The 16174-nt window shown below is 71.4% G+C and carries 16 protein-coding genes and 1 riboswitch; of the genes, 4 read left to right on the plus strand and 12 right to left on the minus strand.

Features of this window, described 5'->3' with window-relative positions; translation table 11 throughout:
- Positions 1 to 9: 9 nt before the first annotated feature.
- From H5965_RS29995 to H5965_RS30045, 11 genes are all read right to left on the minus strand, one after another.
- Positions 10 to 138, minus strand: coding sequence for a hypothetical protein (locus H5965_RS29995; RefSeq protein ID WP_310973886.1), 129 nt, complete (start codon positions 136 to 138; stop codon positions 10 to 12).
- Positions 135 to 1901 (minus strand): ABC-F family ATP-binding cassette domain-containing protein, encoded by a 1767-nt coding sequence (locus tag H5965_RS30000; RefSeq protein WP_310973888.1) that lies wholly within the window; start codon positions 1899 to 1901, stop codon positions 135 to 137. The genes H5965_RS29995 and H5965_RS30000 overlap by 4 nt, the downstream gene beginning before the upstream one ends.
- Before the next feature lie 4 nt (positions 1902 to 1905).
- A complete protein-coding gene (locus tag H5965_RS30005; protein ID WP_310973890.1) occupies positions 1906 to 2313 on the minus strand; it encodes an ASCH domain-containing protein in 408 nt (135 codons plus the stop codon).
- Positions 2310 to 3272: a 4-(cytidine 5'-diphospho)-2-C-methyl-D-erythritol kinase gene (locus H5965_RS30010; protein WP_310973891.1), complete on the minus strand. Its 963-nt coding sequence runs from the start codon at positions 3270 to 3272 to the stop codon at positions 2310 to 2312. The genes H5965_RS30005 and H5965_RS30010 overlap by 4 nt, the downstream gene beginning before the upstream one ends.
- Positions 3273 to 3342: 70 nt before the next feature.
- Positions 3343 to 4356 (minus strand): ATP-binding cassette domain-containing protein, encoded by a 1014-nt coding sequence (locus H5965_RS30015; RefSeq protein WP_310973892.1) that lies wholly within the window; start codon positions 4354 to 4356, stop codon positions 3343 to 3345.
- Between the two features lie 209 nt (positions 4357 to 4565).
- Positions 4566 to 4656, minus strand: a riboswitch (SAM riboswitch).
- A 126-nt stretch (positions 4657 to 4782) separates the two neighbouring features.
- Positions 4783 to 5619: a 16S rRNA (adenine(1518)-N(6)/adenine(1519)-N(6))-dimethyltransferase RsmA gene (rsmA, locus tag H5965_RS30020; protein WP_310973894.1), complete on the minus strand. Its 837-nt coding sequence runs from the start codon at positions 5617 to 5619 to the stop codon at positions 4783 to 4785.
- A 162-nt stretch (positions 5620 to 5781) separates the two neighbouring features.
- Positions 5782 to 7206, minus strand: coding sequence for a transglycosylase family protein (locus H5965_RS30025; protein ID WP_310973896.1), 1425 nt, complete (start codon positions 7204 to 7206; stop codon positions 5782 to 5784).
- A 209-nt stretch (positions 7207 to 7415) separates the two neighbouring features.
- On the minus strand, positions 7416 to 8252 hold the full coding sequence (locus tag H5965_RS30030; RefSeq protein WP_310973897.1) for a TatD family hydrolase: 837 nt from the start codon (positions 8250 to 8252) through the stop codon (positions 7416 to 7418).
- A 9-nt stretch (positions 8253 to 8261) separates the two neighbouring features.
- Positions 8262 to 10058 (minus strand): methionine--tRNA ligase, encoded by a 1797-nt coding sequence (gene metG, locus H5965_RS30035; RefSeq protein ID WP_310973899.1) that lies wholly within the window; start codon positions 10056 to 10058, stop codon positions 8262 to 8264.
- A gap of 258 nt (positions 10059 to 10316) precedes the next feature.
- Positions 10317 to 10814 carry a hypothetical protein gene (locus H5965_RS30040; RefSeq protein ID WP_310973901.1) on the minus strand — a complete coding sequence of 166 codons (498 nt, stop codon included), beginning with the start codon at positions 10812 to 10814 and terminating at the stop codon, positions 10317 to 10319.
- Positions 10811 to 11353 (minus strand): sigma-70 family RNA polymerase sigma factor, encoded by a 543-nt coding sequence (locus H5965_RS30045; RefSeq protein WP_310973903.1) that lies wholly within the window; start codon positions 11351 to 11353, stop codon positions 10811 to 10813. Before H5965_RS30045 ends, H5965_RS30040 begins: the two co-directional genes overlap by 4 nt.
- A gap of 157 nt (positions 11354 to 11510) precedes the next feature.
- Here H5965_RS30045 and H5965_RS30050 point away from each other — a divergent pair, with 157 nt between their 5' ends.
- From H5965_RS30050 to H5965_RS30065, 4 genes are all read left to right on the plus strand, one after another.
- On the plus strand, positions 11511 to 12488 hold the full coding sequence (locus H5965_RS30050) for an ATP-binding cassette domain-containing protein (RefSeq protein ID WP_310973904.1): 978 nt from the start codon (positions 11511 to 11513) through the stop codon (positions 12486 to 12488).
- Entirely contained in the window at positions 12478 to 13242 is a 765-nt protein-coding gene (locus H5965_RS30055) for an ABC transporter permease (protein WP_310973906.1), read from the plus strand. Before H5965_RS30050 ends, H5965_RS30055 begins: the two co-directional genes overlap by 11 nt.
- Before the next feature lie 78 nt (positions 13243 to 13320).
- Entirely contained in the window at positions 13321 to 13935 is a 615-nt protein-coding gene (locus tag H5965_RS30060; RefSeq protein WP_310973908.1) for a GH25 family lysozyme, read from the plus strand.
- A 19-nt stretch (positions 13936 to 13954) separates the two neighbouring features.
- Positions 13955 to 15205: an aminodeoxychorismate synthase component I gene (locus H5965_RS30065; RefSeq protein WP_310973910.1), complete on the plus strand. Its 1251-nt coding sequence runs from the start codon at positions 13955 to 13957 to the stop codon at positions 15203 to 15205.
- On the opposite strand, the gene H5965_RS30070 is transcribed toward H5965_RS30065, so the two are convergent.
- Positions 15182 to 16138: a zinc-binding dehydrogenase gene (locus H5965_RS30070; protein ID WP_310973912.1), complete on the minus strand. Its 957-nt coding sequence runs from the start codon at positions 16136 to 16138 to the stop codon at positions 15182 to 15184. The two genes, H5965_RS30065 and H5965_RS30070, sit on opposite strands and share 24 nt — an antisense overlap.
- Positions 16139 to 16174: the final 36 nt, after the last annotated feature.

Genomic DNA, 16174 nt, shown 5'->3' on the forward strand with positions numbered 1-16174 from the left:
GTCTGGACGTCAACATCCGCCGAGCAACGCGGAAACGAGGCCTCGAAGCCGGCGGTCCACCTGGTGCTGCCCGCGCAGCCGGACGACGACGAGGCCAGGGTGGCGGTCCTCGTCGATCGGGCCGAGCACGCTGGTCACTCCAGCAGCTCGGACGTCTCCAGCCAGCGGCCCTCGACGTCCTCGATCTCGCCCTGGACGCCCTTGAGCTCGGCGTTCAGCTCCATCAGCTTCGCCGGGTCCGTCGCCGCCGCCAGCAGGGCTGCGTGGAGCTTCTCCTCCTTCGCGTGCAGCTGGTCGAGCTTGCGCTCCAGCCGGCCGAGTTCCTTCTGGGCCGCGCGCAGGTCGGCCGCCGACTTCTTCGCCTCCGCCTTCTCCGCCGTCGGCGCCGCCGCGGCCGCCGGTTCCTTGGCGAGAGCGCGGCGGTTCAGGTACTCCTCGATTCCGCCCGGGAGGTGGGTGATCCGGCCGTCGCCGAACAGCGCGACGATCGTGTCGCACACCCGCTCCACCAGGTAGCGGTCGTGGGAGACCACGACCATCGTGCCCGGCCAGCCGTCGAGGAGGTCCTCCAGCTGCTGGAGCGTGTCGATGTCCAGGTCGTTCGTCGGCTCGTCGAGGAGCAGCACGTTCGGCTCGGCCATCAACAGCCGGCACAGCTGCAACCGGCGGCGCTCGCCGCCCGAGAGGTCCTCGACCGGGGTCCACTGGCGGGCCGCCGGGAAGCCGAGCTTCTCGCCCAGCTGCGACGCCGTCATCTCCTGCTTGCCGAACACCACGCGCCCGGCGACCTGCTCGATCGCCTGCAGCACGCGCAGGTCGCCGGGCAGGTCGTCGAGCTCCTGGCGCAGGTGCGCGAGCGCGACCGTCTTGCCCTCGATCCGGCGACCCGTCGAGCCCTCGACATCGCCGCCGAGCAGCTTCAGCAGCGACGTCTTGCCCGAGCCGTTGACGCCGACCAGGCCGATCCGGTCGCCCGGGCCGATCCGCCAGGTGACGTGGTCGAGCAGCGTCCGGTCACCCACCGCGTACGTCGTGTCTTCCAGCTCCAGCACGGTTTTCCCGAGCCGCCGCTTCGCGAACGCCTGCAGCTCGACGGAGTCGCGCGGCGGCGGGACGTCGGCGATCAGCGCTTCGGCCGCCTCGACGCGGTAGCGCGGCTTCGACGAGCGCGCCTGCGGGCCGCGGCGCAGCCACGCCAGCTCCTTGCGGGCCAGGTTCTGCCGCTTCTCCTCGGCCGTCGCGGCCAGCCGCGCCCGCTCGGCGCGCGCGAAGATCCAGTCGGCGTAACCACCTTCGTACTGCTCGACGCGGCCGTTCGCGACCTCCCACGTCAGGGTCGCGACGGTGTCGAGGAACCACCGGTCGTGCGTGACGACCACGACGGCGACCTTCCGGGCCAGCAGGTGGTCGGCGAGCCAGCGGACACCTTCGACGTCCAGGTGGTTGGTCGGCTCGTCGAGCACGATCAGGTCGAGCTCGCCGGTCAGCGCGGCGGCCAGGGAGACCCGGCGCCGCTCGCCGCCGGACAGGTTCGCCGTCGGGGTGTCCAGACCGATCGCCGTGATACCCAGGCCGTCCACAATGGACCGGACACGGGCGTCGGCGGCCCATTCGTGCTCGGCGCCGTAGCGTTCGAGCACGACGTCGCCGACCGTGCTGCCGTCCGGGAGTTCCGTGCGTTGGGTGACCACGGCCATCCGCAGATCGCGAACATGGCTCACCCGCCCTGAATCCGGCTCGGCGAGTCCGGAAAGGACTTCCAGCAGCGTGGTCTTGCCGCCCCCGTTGAGGCCGACGACGCCGATGCGCTGCCCGGCCGCGATGCCGAGGGAAACGCCGTCCAGCAGCGGGCGAACCCCGTAGGACTTGCTCACCGCCTCCAGGTTGACCAGGTTGGCCATCCGCTCAGCCGATCCTTTCCACAATGACGAACCGGGTCGCCACGACCTGAGTCGTGTCGTCCACGGTGAATTCCGGGTTCTCCAGGGCGGCGCGCACTTCCGCGCTCTGCCAGAACTTCGTGTGCTCCGCGCGCCACTCGGCAACGCTCGCGAAACCCTCGCCCTCGCCGAGCGCGTGCTCGATGTCCACTGCGGACAGTGGCAGGACACGTACCTCGACCGTTTCGATGACCGCCACCCCGGTGCCGGCGGAGTCGAGCACCAGCTCTCGCTCACCCACGAAGGGCAACGCTTCGCCGTCGTGTTCGTATTCCGCGAGCAGGGCCGAGGTCGTCGTCTTCTCCCCGGCCAGGATCGCCGCGACCAGCTTGTCGCGCAGCGGGCCGGGGAACGCGAACTCGGCGTGCTTCATGCGTGCACCCGCGGCGGCGCCGGGCGCGGCGCGTCGTCCCCGCCGACCACCCGGGCGCCGGGGACCGGGCCGTGGGCCACGCGGACCGTGCGGCAGACGCCGGCGCCCGACAGCTCGGCCGCGACCTCCACCGCCGACTGCGCGTCTTCGCAGAGGAACGCGCACGTCGGGCCGGAACCGGACACCGTGCCCGCGAGCGCGCCCGCGTTCACGCCCGCCCGGAGCGTGCGGCGCAGGTCGGGCCGCAGCGAGACCGCGGCCGCCTGGAGGTCGTTGCCCAGCAGCAAGGCCAGCTGGCGCGGGTCGCCCGAGGCCAGCGCCTCGACGACCGGCGTGTGCGAGCCGATCCGGGGCGGGTTGCCCGCCGCGCGCAGGCGGTCGAGTTCGCCGAACACCTTCGGCGTCGACAGCCCCTCGGCGGCGAAAGCCAGCACCCAGTGGAACGTGTGCCGCGACAGCACCGGGACGAGCTGTTCGCCGCGGCCGGTGCCCAGCGCGGTGCCGCCGTAGAGCGCGAACGGGACGTCGCTGCCCAGGCCGGCGGCGATTTCGGCGAGTTCGTCGCGGGTGACGTCGAGCCCCCACAGCGAAGCGAGTCCGACCAGTGTCGCCGCGGCGTCGGCGCTGCCGCCCGCCATGCCGCCCGCGACCGGGATGCCCTTGCGCAGCACCACCCGGACCTTCGGCTCACCGGTGCGCCCGACGTGCGCCGCGAGCGCCTCGACGGCCCGCCAGGCCAGGTTTTCGGGGCCGATCGGGACCGAGCCCTCCCCCTCGCCGTAGACCTCGATGCCGGGCTCTTCGGTGACCGCGACGGTCACCTCGTCGGTCAGCGACAGCGCCTGGAACACGGTGACCAGCTCGTGGTAACCGTCTTCCCGCAGGTCGTCGACCGAAAGGTGCAGGTTGACCTTGGCCGGGACCCGGACGGTGACTGGGGGCGGAACTACAGCGAGCACCCGACCAGCCTACGTGCCCGCGGAAACGCCCCGATGCGACCTGCGCATCGGGGCGTTCCCGGTGGAAAGCTCAGGCAGCCGCCACACCCTGCGGGCTGCGCGCGGTCTGCGTCACGTGCCCGCCGCGCTCGGCGACCCAGGCCAGCGCCGCGTCGGCCCGCTCGCCGCGGACACCCAGGCGGAACCGGCCGACCGGCGTGTCACCGATGCGGGTCAGGCCGCCGCCGATGGTGGCGAACTCGACGTCGAAGCGGCCGGCGGCCTCGGGCAGCAGCGCGCCCACCGAAGCGAAACCGACCAGCACGACGTCGGCCGAGCGGTCGTAGCGCGCCGCCTGCGAGCGGGTCGTCTCGATGGCCGGCAGCAGCGCCTGGGCGGTGCGGCTGGCCGGGTTCGAGATCAGGTCGAGCACCGTGCCGCGCTCGACGACCGTGCCGTCCTCCAGCACCGCGACGTCGTCGCAGACCCGGCGGACCACGCCCGCGTCCGGCGTCGTGACGACGATCGTGGTGCCCAGCTCGGAGCGCGCCCGGTCGAGGACGGCGAGCACCGCGCCGGCCTCCTCCGGGTCGACGCCGGCGGTCGGGTCGTCGGCGAGCAGCACGGCCGGGGCCGCCGCCAGCGCCTTCGCGACCGCGACGCGGCGCAGCTGCCCGGCGGACAGCTCACCGGGCCGCTGCGTGGCGCGCTGGGTCAGGCCGACGAGGTCGAGCAGCGAGCCGACCCGGCTGCGGCGCTGCGGGCCGTCGACGCCGAGCTGCTCGAGCGGGGAAGCGATGTTGCCGGCGATGGTGCGCTCGGCGATCAGCTCCGGCTTCGTGGAAACGACGCCGAGCTGACGGCGGATTTCGCGGAGGCGGCGGCCGTCGAGGGTGCCGGTGTTGAGGCCGTCGAGGCGGACGACACCGCGGTCGGGGCGCTCCTGCAGGGCGATGCACCGGGCGAGGACGGACTTGCCCGACCCGGCGGGACCGACCACGCCGAACAGCGAGCCTGCCTGGACGTCGACGCTCACGTCCCGCAGCGCGACGACGGAGTTTCCGTTGGTGGCAAAGGTTTTGGACAGGTTTTCGACGGTGATCACGAAGGCTCCAGAAAACGGGGTGCAGGCAGCGCGCAGCACCCGGCCGCAAGCGAGTTCCGTCCTGTTCGGACGGTGCATGAAGAAGAGGTGGACCGGCTCGGACTAGCTCAGTGGGAGCGTCGACATGCGGTCACGGAGCGGCGGCCTTCGTCGACAACGCGACGCCTGGTCAGGAGCAGGGGGCGGGCTACCCTCTTCATCGAAAACGGCCTCCATCGGTCCTGGCGGTAGCACCTGCCCTGTGGAGGGTGGTTGCTGCGACTTCGGCGAGCCAGGTCTCTCAGTCGCTCGGGATGGACGTATTGAGTAAAACCGATCCCGAGGAGCGAAAGCAAGCCCGTTGGCCCAGATCACACGAGTGGAGGTGTCCGAATCGCGGGATCACGGGCTTGGCGGGCGTATTTTCACGCCTCCACTGTGGAGCCGCTAGCGCGCGGCGGCGATGCGGGCGAAGTCGTGCACATCCAGCTGCTCGCCACGGGTCCTGGGGTCGATCCCGGCCGCCGTCAGGAGTTCGCCGGCGCGCTCGGCCGAGCCCGCCCAGCCCGCGAGCGCGGCCCGGAGCGTCTTCCTGCGTTGTGAGAAAGCGGCGTCCACCAGGCCGAAGAGGACGTCCCGGTCGTCGGACGCCGTCGCGTCGGCCCGCTCGAAGGCGACGAGCGCGGAATCGACGTTCGGCACCGGCCAGAACACCGAGCGTGGCACGGCGGCGACCTTGCGTGCGGGGCCGTACCAGGCGAGCTTGACGCTGGGCACGCCGTAGATCCGGCTGCCGGGGCCGGCGGCCATCCGGTCGGCGACCTCGGTCTGCACCATGACGAGACCGGTCCGGAGGGAGGGCACCTCGGCCAGGAGGTGCAGCACGACGGGCACGGCGACGTTGTAGGGCAGGTTGGCGACGAGAGCGGTCGGCTCGCCCAGTTGTTCGCGGGTGACGCGCAGGGCGTCCGCCCCGACGACGGTGAGGTTCCCCGCGGCCTCGGGCCCGCGTTCGGCGACGGTCTTGGGCAGCCGTTCGGCGAGCTTGGGGTCGATCTCGACGGCGACCACCCGGGCGCCGGTGGCGAGCAGCCCGAGGGTCAGGGACCCGAGGCCGGGCCCGACCTCGAGGACGACGTCGTCGGGCGTGACGTTCGCCAGCTCGACGATCCGCCGGACGGTGTTGGGGTCGTGCACGAAGTTCTGCCCGAGCTTCTTGGTCGGCCGCACGTCGAGTTCGGCCGCCAGCGCACGGATTTCGGCCGGTCCCAGCAGTTCAACCACCGCTGGAGCCTACTTGAACCCGGAATTCGCGTGATCAGAGGCGCATCTCGCGTGATTGGGGGGACGACACGCGTGATTGGAGAGCCGACACGCGTGATTGGCGGGTCGACACGCGAAACGGCCCCCGTCCGGGGAGGGACGGGGGCCGGTTCGAAGCGGTACTCAGGCCTTCTTGCCGCAGACCGGCCAGGCGCTGTAGCCGCCGCGGGCGTCGCGGACCTTCTCCGCGACCGCGATCTGCTGCTCGCGCGAAGCCTGGCTCGGCAGGTTCGCGTACTGGTCGCCGCCGTAGGCGTCCCACGTGCGCTTGTCGAACTGGAGGCCGCCGTAGTAGCCGTTGCCGGTGTTGATGGACCAGTTGCCGCCCGACTCGCACTGCGCGATGCGGTCCCACGCGGAGCCGTCGCCGATGTTCGGGGCCGGGGCTTCCTTGGTGCCGACGTGGACGATCTTCGGCTTCGGCTGGGTGATGACCTTCTCGGAGATGCTCTCCCGGCCGACCTCTTTGCCGTTCTTCTGCGTGACCTTGTAGGTCACTTCCTTCTCACCCGGCGTGCCGGGGTCCTCGACCTGCGTCTTGCCCTTGGCGAGGTTCGGGTCGTCGACGCGCTGCTCGGGCGGGTCGATGGACTCCTTCTGGACGACCGTCGAGACGCCGGTGCGGCTGATGTGCACCTCGGCGCCGTCGGTCAGCTTGACGTCCAGGCCGCCCTCGGCCTGGTCCTCCGGGCCCAGGGTGAGCTTGTACTCGCCCAGGAACTCCTTCGTCGTCACGGCCGTGGTCTTGACCTGCTTCGGCGCGTTGCCGCCGTCGTACAGGGTGATGTTCTTGAGCGTCTTGATCTCGACGGTCGCGCCCTGCAGCGGCAGCTCGCCGCTCTTCGGCATTGACATCCAGGTGCCGGCCTTGTCCATCTCGGTCATCCCGAGCTGGCTCAGCGCGTCGCCGAGGTGGGTCGCGCGGACCCAGGAGGTGCGCTCGGCGCCGTCGACGATCAGCTTCAGCTGGCGGCCGCGCTCGAGCTTGATGACGCCGCCGTCGCCGACCTCCGCCTGCGGGGAGGGCGAGAGCGAGTCGTGCTCGCCGACGGACAGGCCCGCGTCCTCGAGCACCTCGCCGACGGTGCCGCCGAAGGAGTGCACGGTCTGCTGGTGGCCGTCGACGTCGACGGTGATGCTCTTGTTCATCGCCAGCGCGGCCGCGCCGCCGCCGGCGACGCTGATCATGACGCTGAGGACGGCACCCTTGAGGAACCGGCGCTTCCAGACCTTGGTGGTCTGGCGGAGGCCCTCGTCCAGAGCCGCACGGCGCGCTTCGGGGGAAGCGGTGCGGTCCTCCTCGAGGCCGTCCGGGATGACGATCGGCGGCAGGTACGTCGTCTCGGCGTTGATGAGGCGGATCAGTTCGTCGACGTCGACGTCGATCTCGGCCATCATCGCGTCGGCATCGGGGCCGAGCGCGGCGAGGATGTCCTGCTGCGTGATGTTCGGGTCGTCGGAGAAGTCGAGCTGGCCGTACGCGGTGTCCTCGAAATGACCGCGTTCGAGGACGGCGGAGCGCGCTCCAGCCTGTCTGCTACCTGTCACCGGGGATCGTTCCCTTTCACGAGACGACGGTCGGGGGCGCCGTCTCTACGACTGGGCGTGACGATCGGCAACTGCTGAGCGCAGGTCCGACCGGCACGATCACGGGACAGTAACGGGTCGCGGCGGGTTGCGCAAACACCCCCCGGAGTGTCGTGATCTGGGTCACTCCATCAGGTGGACGAGCCGGGAACCCTGTTGTCGCAATGCGTTCAACCCGTTGTGACACTGGGGAGTCGGTAGACCCGCTCGGCGGTGGTCCGGACCGCTTCGGCGACTTCGTGGACAGCTTCGCCCCTGAGCGCCGCGAGGTGACGGACGGTGTAAGCGGCGCCGAACGGCTCGTTCGGCCGCCCACGGAACGGGTGGGGGGTCAGAAACGGCGCGTCGGTCTCGACGAGGTACTGCCCCGGCGGGCAGAGCCGGGCCGCCTCGTGAAGCCCCTTCGCGTTCTTGAACGTCACCGTGCCCGCGAAGGAAAGGACAAAGCCCGCGTCGACGCACTTGCGGGCCATTTCCGCGTCCCCGGAGAAACAATGGAAAATTACGGCATTCGGCGCACCCTCTTCGGCCAGGATGCGCAATACGTCGTCGTGGGCCTCGCGGTCGTGGATCATCAGCGGCTTGTCCAGCCGCTTCGCGAGGTCGATGTGCCAGCGGAACGCCTCCTGCTGGGCGTCGTGCGGCGAGTAGTCCCAGTAGTAGTCGAGGCCGGTCTCGCCGACGGCGACCACCCGCTCGTGCCCGGCCAGCCGCTCGATCTCGGCCTTCTCGGCCTCGCCGAACTCCTTGGTCCGGGTCGGGTGGATCGCGACGGCGGCCCAGACGCGACGGTCCCAGCCGGCGGCCTCCGCGGCCCAGCGGGCCGACGCGAGGTCGTCCGCGACCGTGACGACGCGGGCGACGCCGGCGCGCTCGGCGCGGTCGACCATGGCCGTGACATCGGCCGCGGTGACCGCGCCGCACGCGTCGAGATGGGTGTGCGCGTCCACCACCGACACCGGGAGCCGGTCCGGGACAGGCGGCAGCTCGCGCTTCTGATCACCCATGTGTTCTTCTCACTCCTTGATGATCGGCGCCCACTCGGGACCGGTCTCGCCGAGCGCCGGGTCGAGCTTGGTGAACAGCGGCGACGGCTTCTGCAGGGGCGTGCCGACCTCGATCGGCGTCGACTCCCACTTCGCCTGCTCGGCCGCGTAGTCGCCGGTCAGGATCGGGTTGACCCGGCCGTCGATGTCGAGGTCCTCGACCTCCTTGAGCTCCGGCTGGGCGGCCCAGACGCCGGTGCCGCCGAGGGCCTCGTGCACCTTCTGGGCCGAGTGCGGCAGGAACGGCGTCAGCAGCGTGTTGGCGTCCGAGACGACCTGCAGCGCGGTGTGCAGCACCGTGTCGCGCCGCGTGGGGTCGTCCTTGAGCTTCCACGGCTCCTGGTCGGAGATGTACTTGTTCGCCGCGGTGACGACCTTCATCGCCTCGGCCGCCGCCAGCTTGAACCGGGACCGGGCCAGGTGCGCGCCCGCGGTGTCAAACGCCTTGCGCGACAACGCTTTCAGCTCTTCGTCGGCCGCCGTCGGCGCCTCCGGGCGCGGGATGGCCCCGACGTTCTTGTGGGCCATCGAGATCGACCGGTTGACCAGGTTGCCCCACTCGTTGGCCAGCTCGAAGTTGGTCCGGCGGACGAACTCGTCCCAGGTGAAGTCGGTGTCCTGGGTCTCCGGGCCGGCGACCGAGATGAAGTACCGCAGCGTGTCCGGGCCGAAGTCGCGCAGGAAGTCCTCGACGTAGATCACGCGCCCGCGCGAGGTCGAGAACTTCGAGCCGCTCATGGTGAGGAACTCGGACGAGACGATCTCGTCGGGCAGGTGGAGGCGGCCGTACTTCCCGGGCTCGCCGCCCTTGTCGCCCTCGCCGTTGTGACCGAACAGCAGGGCCGGCCAGATCTGGGCGTGGAAGGTGATGTTGTCCTTGCCCATGAAGTAGTACGACCGGGCGTCGGCGTTGTTCCACCACTCCTGCCACGCGTCCGGGTTCCCGGAGCGGCGGGCCCACTCGACGCTGGCCGAGAAGTACCCGATCACCGCGTCGAACCAGACGTAGAACCGCTTCAGCGGCTGGTCGCGCCAGCCGTCGAGGGGGATCTTGACGCCCCAGTCGAGGTCGCGGGTGATCGGCCGCGGCCGCATGTCGTCGATCAGGTTCTTGGTGAAGTTGAGGACGTTCGGGCGCCAGTCGGTCTTCGTCGACAGCCAGTCGCCGAGGGTCTTGGTGAACGCCGGCAGGTCGAGGAAGTAGTGCTCGGTCTCGACGAACTTCGGCGTCTCGCCGTTGATCCGCGACTTCGGGTTGATCAGCTCCGCGGCGTCGAGCTGGTTGCCGCAGTTGTCGCACTGGTCGCCGCGCGCGCCGTCGTACCCGCAGATCGGGCAGGTGCCCTCGACGTAGCGGTCGGGCAGGGTGCGGCCGGTGGACGGGCTGATCGCCCCGCGGGTGGTCTTGGGCACGACGTAGCCGTTGCGGTGCAGCGCGAGGAAGATCTGCTGCGTGACCTCGGCGTGGTTGCCGGTGGTGGTGCGGGTGAACAGGTCGTAGGAGAGGCCGAGGCCCTGCAGGTCGGTGCCGATCTGGCGGGTGTACTTGTCCGCCGTCTCCTGCGGGGTCGAGTTCTCCTTGTCCGCCTGGACGGTGATCGGGGTGCCGTGTTCGTCGGTCCCGGACACCATGAGCACCCGGTTGCCGGCCATTCGCTGGTAGCGGGAGAAGACGTCGGAGGGGACGCCGAATCCGGACACGTGGCCGATGTGGCGGGGGCCGTTGGCATAGGGCCAGGCCACCGCGGTCAACACAGGGGTGCTCATACCTTATTAGCCTACGGAGGGCGTCACGCGCGTTTTCGGGAGGGAGGTCCAGCCCGGGTCGATCCACCACGCCCTGAAGAAGATGACCGCCGAGGACCTGCTGGAGCCAGCGGCAGGCGGAGCTGATGCTCGAGGAGCTGAAGGTCGGCAGGGGCCTGGGCACGCCGGAGCACGTCGGCGAGCTGTACCGGCGGTGGGGCGGGATCACGAACGCGAGCCACGCCTGGCCGGAACGCCTGATCGTGCGGCTCGAAGTGATCAGGCGGTCTGGTCGCGAAGGGTGTCCCGCAGGCGCAGCAGTGCGGCGCGCCGGGCGTGTGCCCGCGCCAGCAGCAGCCCGGCCGCCACGACGAGGACACCGCCGGTCAGGGCGGTGGCCAGGAGCTCGGCCGTGGTGCCGCGGGCCGCGGCCACGGCCGTGCCGGCGGCGCCGGTGGCCAGGCTGACCGCGAGCGCGAGCCGGGCACCCAGCACCCGGTCCCGGGCGAACAGCGGCCGGCGGCGGGTCAGCACCCACCCGGCGAAGGCGGCCCAGGCCAGGCCGACCGCGATCAGCGCGGCGAAGGCGGCCCGGGTGCGGGCGGGCAGCGGGTGCGGCTCGGTCACCCACAGCACGGTGAGCAGCGCCGCACCGCACCCGCCCGCGAGCCCCACGGCCACGTGCCGCATCCGGGAGCGCAGCGAGACCTCCGCCGCCAGCGCGCGCTCCAGTTCCACCGGGACGGCCCGGTCCGTCGCGTCGTCGTGCTCACTCATGCCTCGTACCCCTTCTCCACCAGGGCCTCCCGCAGCATCCGGCGCGCGCGGTGCAGCCTGCTCTTGACCGTGCCCGGCGGGACGCCGAGCACCTCCGCGCAGCCGGCCAGCGGGAGGTCCTCCAGGTGGAACAGGATCAGCACCTCGCGTTCCAGCGGCGGCAGCCCGCTCAGGCCGGCTTCGACCTCCAGCGCGGTCAGGACGTCACCGAGGCCGTCGTCGGCCGTGGCCTCGTCCGGCTCGGCCTCGGCGGTCCTCGGCGCCCCATACGCCCGGCGCAGGTGGTCGGTCACGGTGCGCCGGGCGATGGTGAACAGCCAGGGGGCGAACCGGGCCGGCTCGTGCAGGCGCGGCAGCCCGCGCACCACGGCGACCCACGCCTCCTGGGCGAGGTCGTCCGCGACGTGCGACGAGCCCACCATGCCCCGCACGTAGCGCCACAGCGGTCCGTGCCAGCGCCGGACGAGGTCGTGGAACGCCGCCCGCTCCCCGAGCTGGCAGCGCACCACCAGCAACTCGTTGCGCCGTTCCTCGCTCACCGCGTCTCCCCGTCTCACTTCGTGCGCGTCACCAAGACAGTCGGGGTTCCGGGCGGAAAGGTTCACCGCCGCGGTAATCAAATTTGACTAGTGCACTCTTCTGAGGCACAGTGTGCGACTCAATTAGTCAAGATGGACTACTGCGAGAGGGGATCTCATGATCACGGCACGCGGTCTCGAGCGGCGGTTCCGCCGCAAGGGCCGCACTGGGGGCGAAGTCCACGCGGTGAAGGGCGTCGACCTCGACGTCGAAGCGGGTGAGCTGGTCGGCTTCCTCGGGCCCAACGGCGCCGGGAAGACGACCACCCTGCGGATGCTGACCACGCTGCTGAAGCCGACCGCGGGCACCGCGACCGTCGGCGGCTGCGACCTCCTGTCCGACCCGCTGGGCGTGCGCAAGCGGATCGGCTACGTCGCCCAGGGCGGCGGCAGCGCGCCCGAGAGCAAGGTCGCCGACGAGCTGGAGCTGCAGGGCCGGCTCTACCGGATGAGCAAGGCCGACGCGATCGCGCGCGGCGCCGAACTCGCCGAGCAGCTCGACCTGACCGGGCTGGACCAGCGGCTGACCAAGACGCTCTCGGGGGGCCAGCGGCGTCGGCTCGACATCGCGCTCGGGCTGATCCACTCGCCCGGCCTGGTGTTCCTCGACGAGCCGTCGACCGGCCTCGACCCGCAGAGCCGCGCCAACCTGTGGGACCACATCCGCCGGCTGCGCGCGGAGCAGGGCGTCACGGTCTTCCTGACCACCCACTACCTGGACGAGGCGGACGCGCTGTCGGACCGGCTGATCGTGATCGACGACGGCCGGATCGTCGCCGAAGGGACGCCGGACGTGCTCAAGGCGCGGGTCAACGGCGACCGCGTCGAGGTGGGTGTCGAGCCGGAGCAGGCCGCGGACGCCGCGGAGATCGCCGGGCGGCTCGCGGGTGTTCAGGAGCTGTCCGTCGACGGCGGGGAGGTCCGGTTCCGGGTGCCGCGCGGCGACGTCGCGCTGCCGGAGCTGCTGCGGGCGCTGGACGCGAAGAGCATCGCGATGCTGTCGGTGCAGGTCCACCGGCCGACGCTCGACGACGTCTTCCTGACACTCACCGGGCGTTCGCTGCGGGAAGCGGAGGAGGCCGGCCGTGCTGCGTGACACCTGGCTGATCTTCCGCCGCGACATGCTGGCGGCGCTGCGCAACCCGACCTGGGTGCTGATCGGGATCATGCAGCCGCTGCTGTACCTGTTCCTGTTCGGGCCGCTGATGGTCCGGACCGTGCAGGACCAGGGCCTGACCGAAACGGCGGGCTGGATGCTGCTGACCCCGGCGCTGATCGCCCAGCTGGCCCTGTTCGGCAGCTCGTTCGTCGGCTTCGGGCTGCTGGCCGAATACCGCTCCGGCGTCGTCGAGCGGTTCCGGGTGACGCCGGTCAGCCGGGTCGCGCTGCTGCTGGGCAAGGTGCTGGCCAACGCGCTGCAGGCGGTGGTGCAGGCCGTGCTGATCATCGTGCTGGCCACGCTGGTGTTCCCGCTCGACGCCCCGGCGGGCGGCGTGCTGCTGAGCCTGGTGATCGTGTTCCTGCTGGCGGTGTCGCTGGCGTCGTGCTCCTACGCGCTGGCGTTGACGCTGAAGAGCGAGGAAACGTTCCCGGCCTTGCTCAACGCGGTGTTGATCCCGCTGCTGCTGCTTTCCGGCATCCTGCTGCCGATCACCGCCGGGCGGGCGCCGGACTGGCTCTACACGGTTTCGCGGATCAACCCGTTCCGGCACGTGGTCGACGTCGAGCGGAACAGCTTCGGCGGCGACTTCACGATGGACGCCCTGTTCACGGGCAGTGTCGTGGTGCTGGTGATGGCGGTGTTGTCCCTGTGGTGGGGCACCCGGACGTTCCAGCGCGAAAACGCCTGATCAACCGCGCGTTTGTCACTGCGGGTCCGTCCCCGGCGACGTATGGTGTGCTCTCCACCGACGTGCCGGGGGCGGACCGTGACAGAGCCGGAGAGTGAACTCGGCATTTCGCTGTCGCACCGCGAGCGGGTGGCCGACTGGCAGGCCGTGCGCGCCGCCCAGACCCGGTTCGTGTCGGTGACGATCAGCGAGAACGTCAACTGGAGCAACCCCGCCGCGGAGCGGAACCTGGCCGGCGCGCAGGAAGCCGGGCTGCACGCGGGCGGTCGGCACTACGCCCGGCCCGGCGCCGTGCACGACCAGGCGGACTTCTTCGTGCGGACGGCGAGCCGGCTCGGCGCGTTCGCCCCGGGCTCGCTGGCCCCGGCACTGGAGGTCGCGGCGCCGAGCGTCGACGACCGGTTCGTCAAGGCGTGGATCAAGCACGTCCGGCACGCGGCCCGCATCGAGCGGGTACTGGTTTACGCCGACCACGACTGCTGGGCGCACCGGCTGCACCCGGACCGCTGGGCCGACAGCGAGGTCGTGCTGTGGCTGATCCGGCACAACGGCATCCCCGGGCGGCCGGGCTGGTTCCACTCGCGGCTCGGCGTGCACCAGCACGCCTACGCCCCGGACGTCCCCGGCATCGCGGCGCCGGTGGAGCAGAACGCCGTCGTGTACCCGTTCACATTGGGCGACTTGCTGCTCTGACGTGTGGTGGTATGTCGCCATGCGCGTGACGAGCAGGGCACTCCGGACGGACGTGACGCCGGCGCGCGCGTTCTCGGTGCTGGCCCACCACGCCGCTTCGCGCGGCTTGCCGCCGCCGGCCATGCTGTCCGGTGAGTGGTTTTCTTCCCGGGCGGTGATCGCGCCGTCGCTGGCGGTCGCCCCGTCCGCGTTGCCTTCCTTCGCGCCGGAGGTCGACGCCGCCCCCGGCGTGCTCGGCGGCGGCTGGTTCGGGTACCTGTCCTACGACTCGGCGGACCCGTCCGGCCGCACCGGCGCGCTGCCCGCGTCCGCCTGGGGCTGGGCGGACCACGTGCTGCGGTGGTCCGGCACGGGCACGTGCTACCTGGAGTCCCTGGACGGCGGCGGCCCCTCGGTGTCCACAATGGAGTCGCTGCTGGCTTCGCCCGCGCCTCCGGCGTCGTGGACGGCGGGGCCGCTGCAGCGTCCGCTGCCCTCGGAGCACCGGGACGCGGTGAAGGCGTGCGTGCACGCGATCGAAGCCGGCGAGCTGTTCCAGGCCAACATCTGCGCCCGGTTCACGGGTCCGTTCTCGGGGTCTCCCGCGGCGGTGTTCGCGGCGGGGGTGTCTTCGCTGTCGCCTCGCCGCGCGGCCTTCCTGTCGGGGGCGTGGGGGTCGGTGGTTTCGTTCTCGCCGGAGCTGTTCCTCGCGCGCCACCGGCGTTCGGTGCGCTCGACGCCGATCAAGGGGACGCTCCCCCGCCGCGGGCCCGAGGACGACGGGAACGCCGCGCTGCTGCGGCAGTCCACCAAGGACGTCGCGGAGAACGTGATGATCACCGACCTGGTGCGCAACGACCTCGGCCGGGTGTGCGAGGTGGGGTCGGTGACGGTGCCGTCGCTGCTGCAGGTCCGCGAGGCGCCCGGGGTCTGGCACCTGGACTCGACGGTGACGGGCGTGCTGCGGCCCTCGGTTCCGGACGCCGCGTTGCTGGAAGCGACCTTCCCGCCGGGGTCGGTGACGGGCGCGCCGAAGATCCGCGCGCTGGACCTGATCGCGGCCTTGGAGCCGTGCGGGCGCGGGGTCTACACGGGCGCGATCGGGCTGGTGTCCCCGGCGGCGGGGCTGGAGCTGAACGTCGCGATCCGCACGTTCGAGATCTCCGGCGGTTCGATCGCGCTCGGTGTCGGCGGCGGGATCACGGCGGATTCGGACCCGGAGGCGGAGTGGCAGGAGTGCCTCCACAAGGCGGCACCCCTGGAACGCCTACTTGCCGGGGTCGAGCAGTAGCTTCCCGACCGTCTTGCGCGACCGCAGGGCCTCGTGCGCGCCACGGGCGTCCGACAGCGCGTACTCGCCACCCGGGATCGCCTTGAGCTTGCTTTCGAGAACCAGGTCGAACAGCTCCGTCAGCGCCGTCCCGAAGACGTTGCCGGGCAGCCGGAAGACGTGCGGGAGCCACATGCCGCTGATCGTCGTGCTGTGGCCGAGGACGTTGCGCAGCTCCACCGGCTTCGGGTTCTCGCGGCCCGCCATGCCGTAGAACGCCAGCCGCCCGAAGGGGGCGAGGGCGGCGATGCTCTGGTCGGTGGTCGTCCCGCCGACCATGTCGAGCACGACATCGACGCGGCGGCCGTCGTTCGCCTCGATCAGGGCGGCCGTCATGTCCTCGGCGCGCGAGTCGATGGCGATGTCCGCCCCCAGCTCGAGGGCCAGCGCGCGCTTCTCCTCGCTGCTCGCGGTGGCGATGACGCGCCCGGCACCCCAGGCCTTGGCGAGCTGGACGGCGACCGTCCCGACCCCGCCGGCGGCCGCGTGCACGACGACCGATTCGCCTTCGGCCAGGTGGGCGTTCTTGCGGAGCAGGACCCACGCGGTCGTGCCCTGGACCAGCATGGACAGCGCGGTGAGGTCGTCGATGCCGTCGGGCACCGGGAACGTCGTGGCCGACGGCGCGACGGCCTTCTCGGCGTACCCGCCACCGCCGTTGAGCAGGGCGACGACCCGCTTGCCGTCCTGGGTGCCGACGACCTCGCCGCCGGGGACGAGCGGCAGCCGGGACGGCGCGAGGTAGGAGTTCTCGGCCTGGTGGGTGTCGGCGTAGTTGACGCCGATGCGCTCGACGTCGATGAGCACCTCGCCGGGCCCGGCCACCGGGTCGGGCAGCTCGACGGGAGTGAGCACCTCGGGTCCGCCGAACTCGGTCACCTGCACTGCGCGCATGTCGCGTTCCCTCTCCGTCGTGGTTGTGAGACATTC

This window comes from Amycolatopsis sp. 505 (assembly GCF_031625235.1).
Taxonomy (GTDB): Bacteria; Actinomycetota; Actinomycetes; order Mycobacteriales; family Pseudonocardiaceae; genus Amycolatopsis.

Coding starts and splice junctions, on each gene's coding strand:
- H5965_RS30000 (WP_310973888.1), bottom strand. CDS start 1,901: ATGGCCAACCTGGTCAACCTGGAGGCGGTGAGCAAGTCCTACGGGGTT.
- H5965_RS30005 (WP_310973890.1), bottom strand. CDS start 2,313: ATGAAGCACGCCGAGTTCGCGTTCCCCGGCCCGCTGCGCGACAAGCTG.
- H5965_RS30030 (WP_310973897.1), bottom strand. CDS start 8,252: ATGGGTGATCAGAAGCGCGAGCTGCCGCCTGTCCCGGACCGGCTCCCG.
- metG (WP_310973899.1), bottom strand. CDS start 10,058: ATGAGCACCCCTGTGTTGACCGCGGTGGCCTGGCCCTATGCCAACGGC.
- H5965_RS30040 (WP_310973901.1), bottom strand. CDS start 10,814: ATGAGTGAGCACGACGACGCGACGGACCGGGCCGTCCCGGTGGAACTG.
- H5965_RS30050 (WP_310973904.1), top strand. CDS start 11,511: ATGATCACGGCACGCGGTCTCGAGCGGCGGTTCCGCCGCAAGGGCCGC.
- H5965_RS30065 (WP_310973910.1), top strand. CDS start 13,955: ATGCGCGTGACGAGCAGGGCACTCCGGACGGACGTGACGCCGGCGCGC.
- H5965_RS30070 (WP_310973912.1), bottom strand. CDS start 16,138: ATGCGCGCAGTGCAGGTGACCGAGTTCGGCGGACCCGAGGTGCTCACT.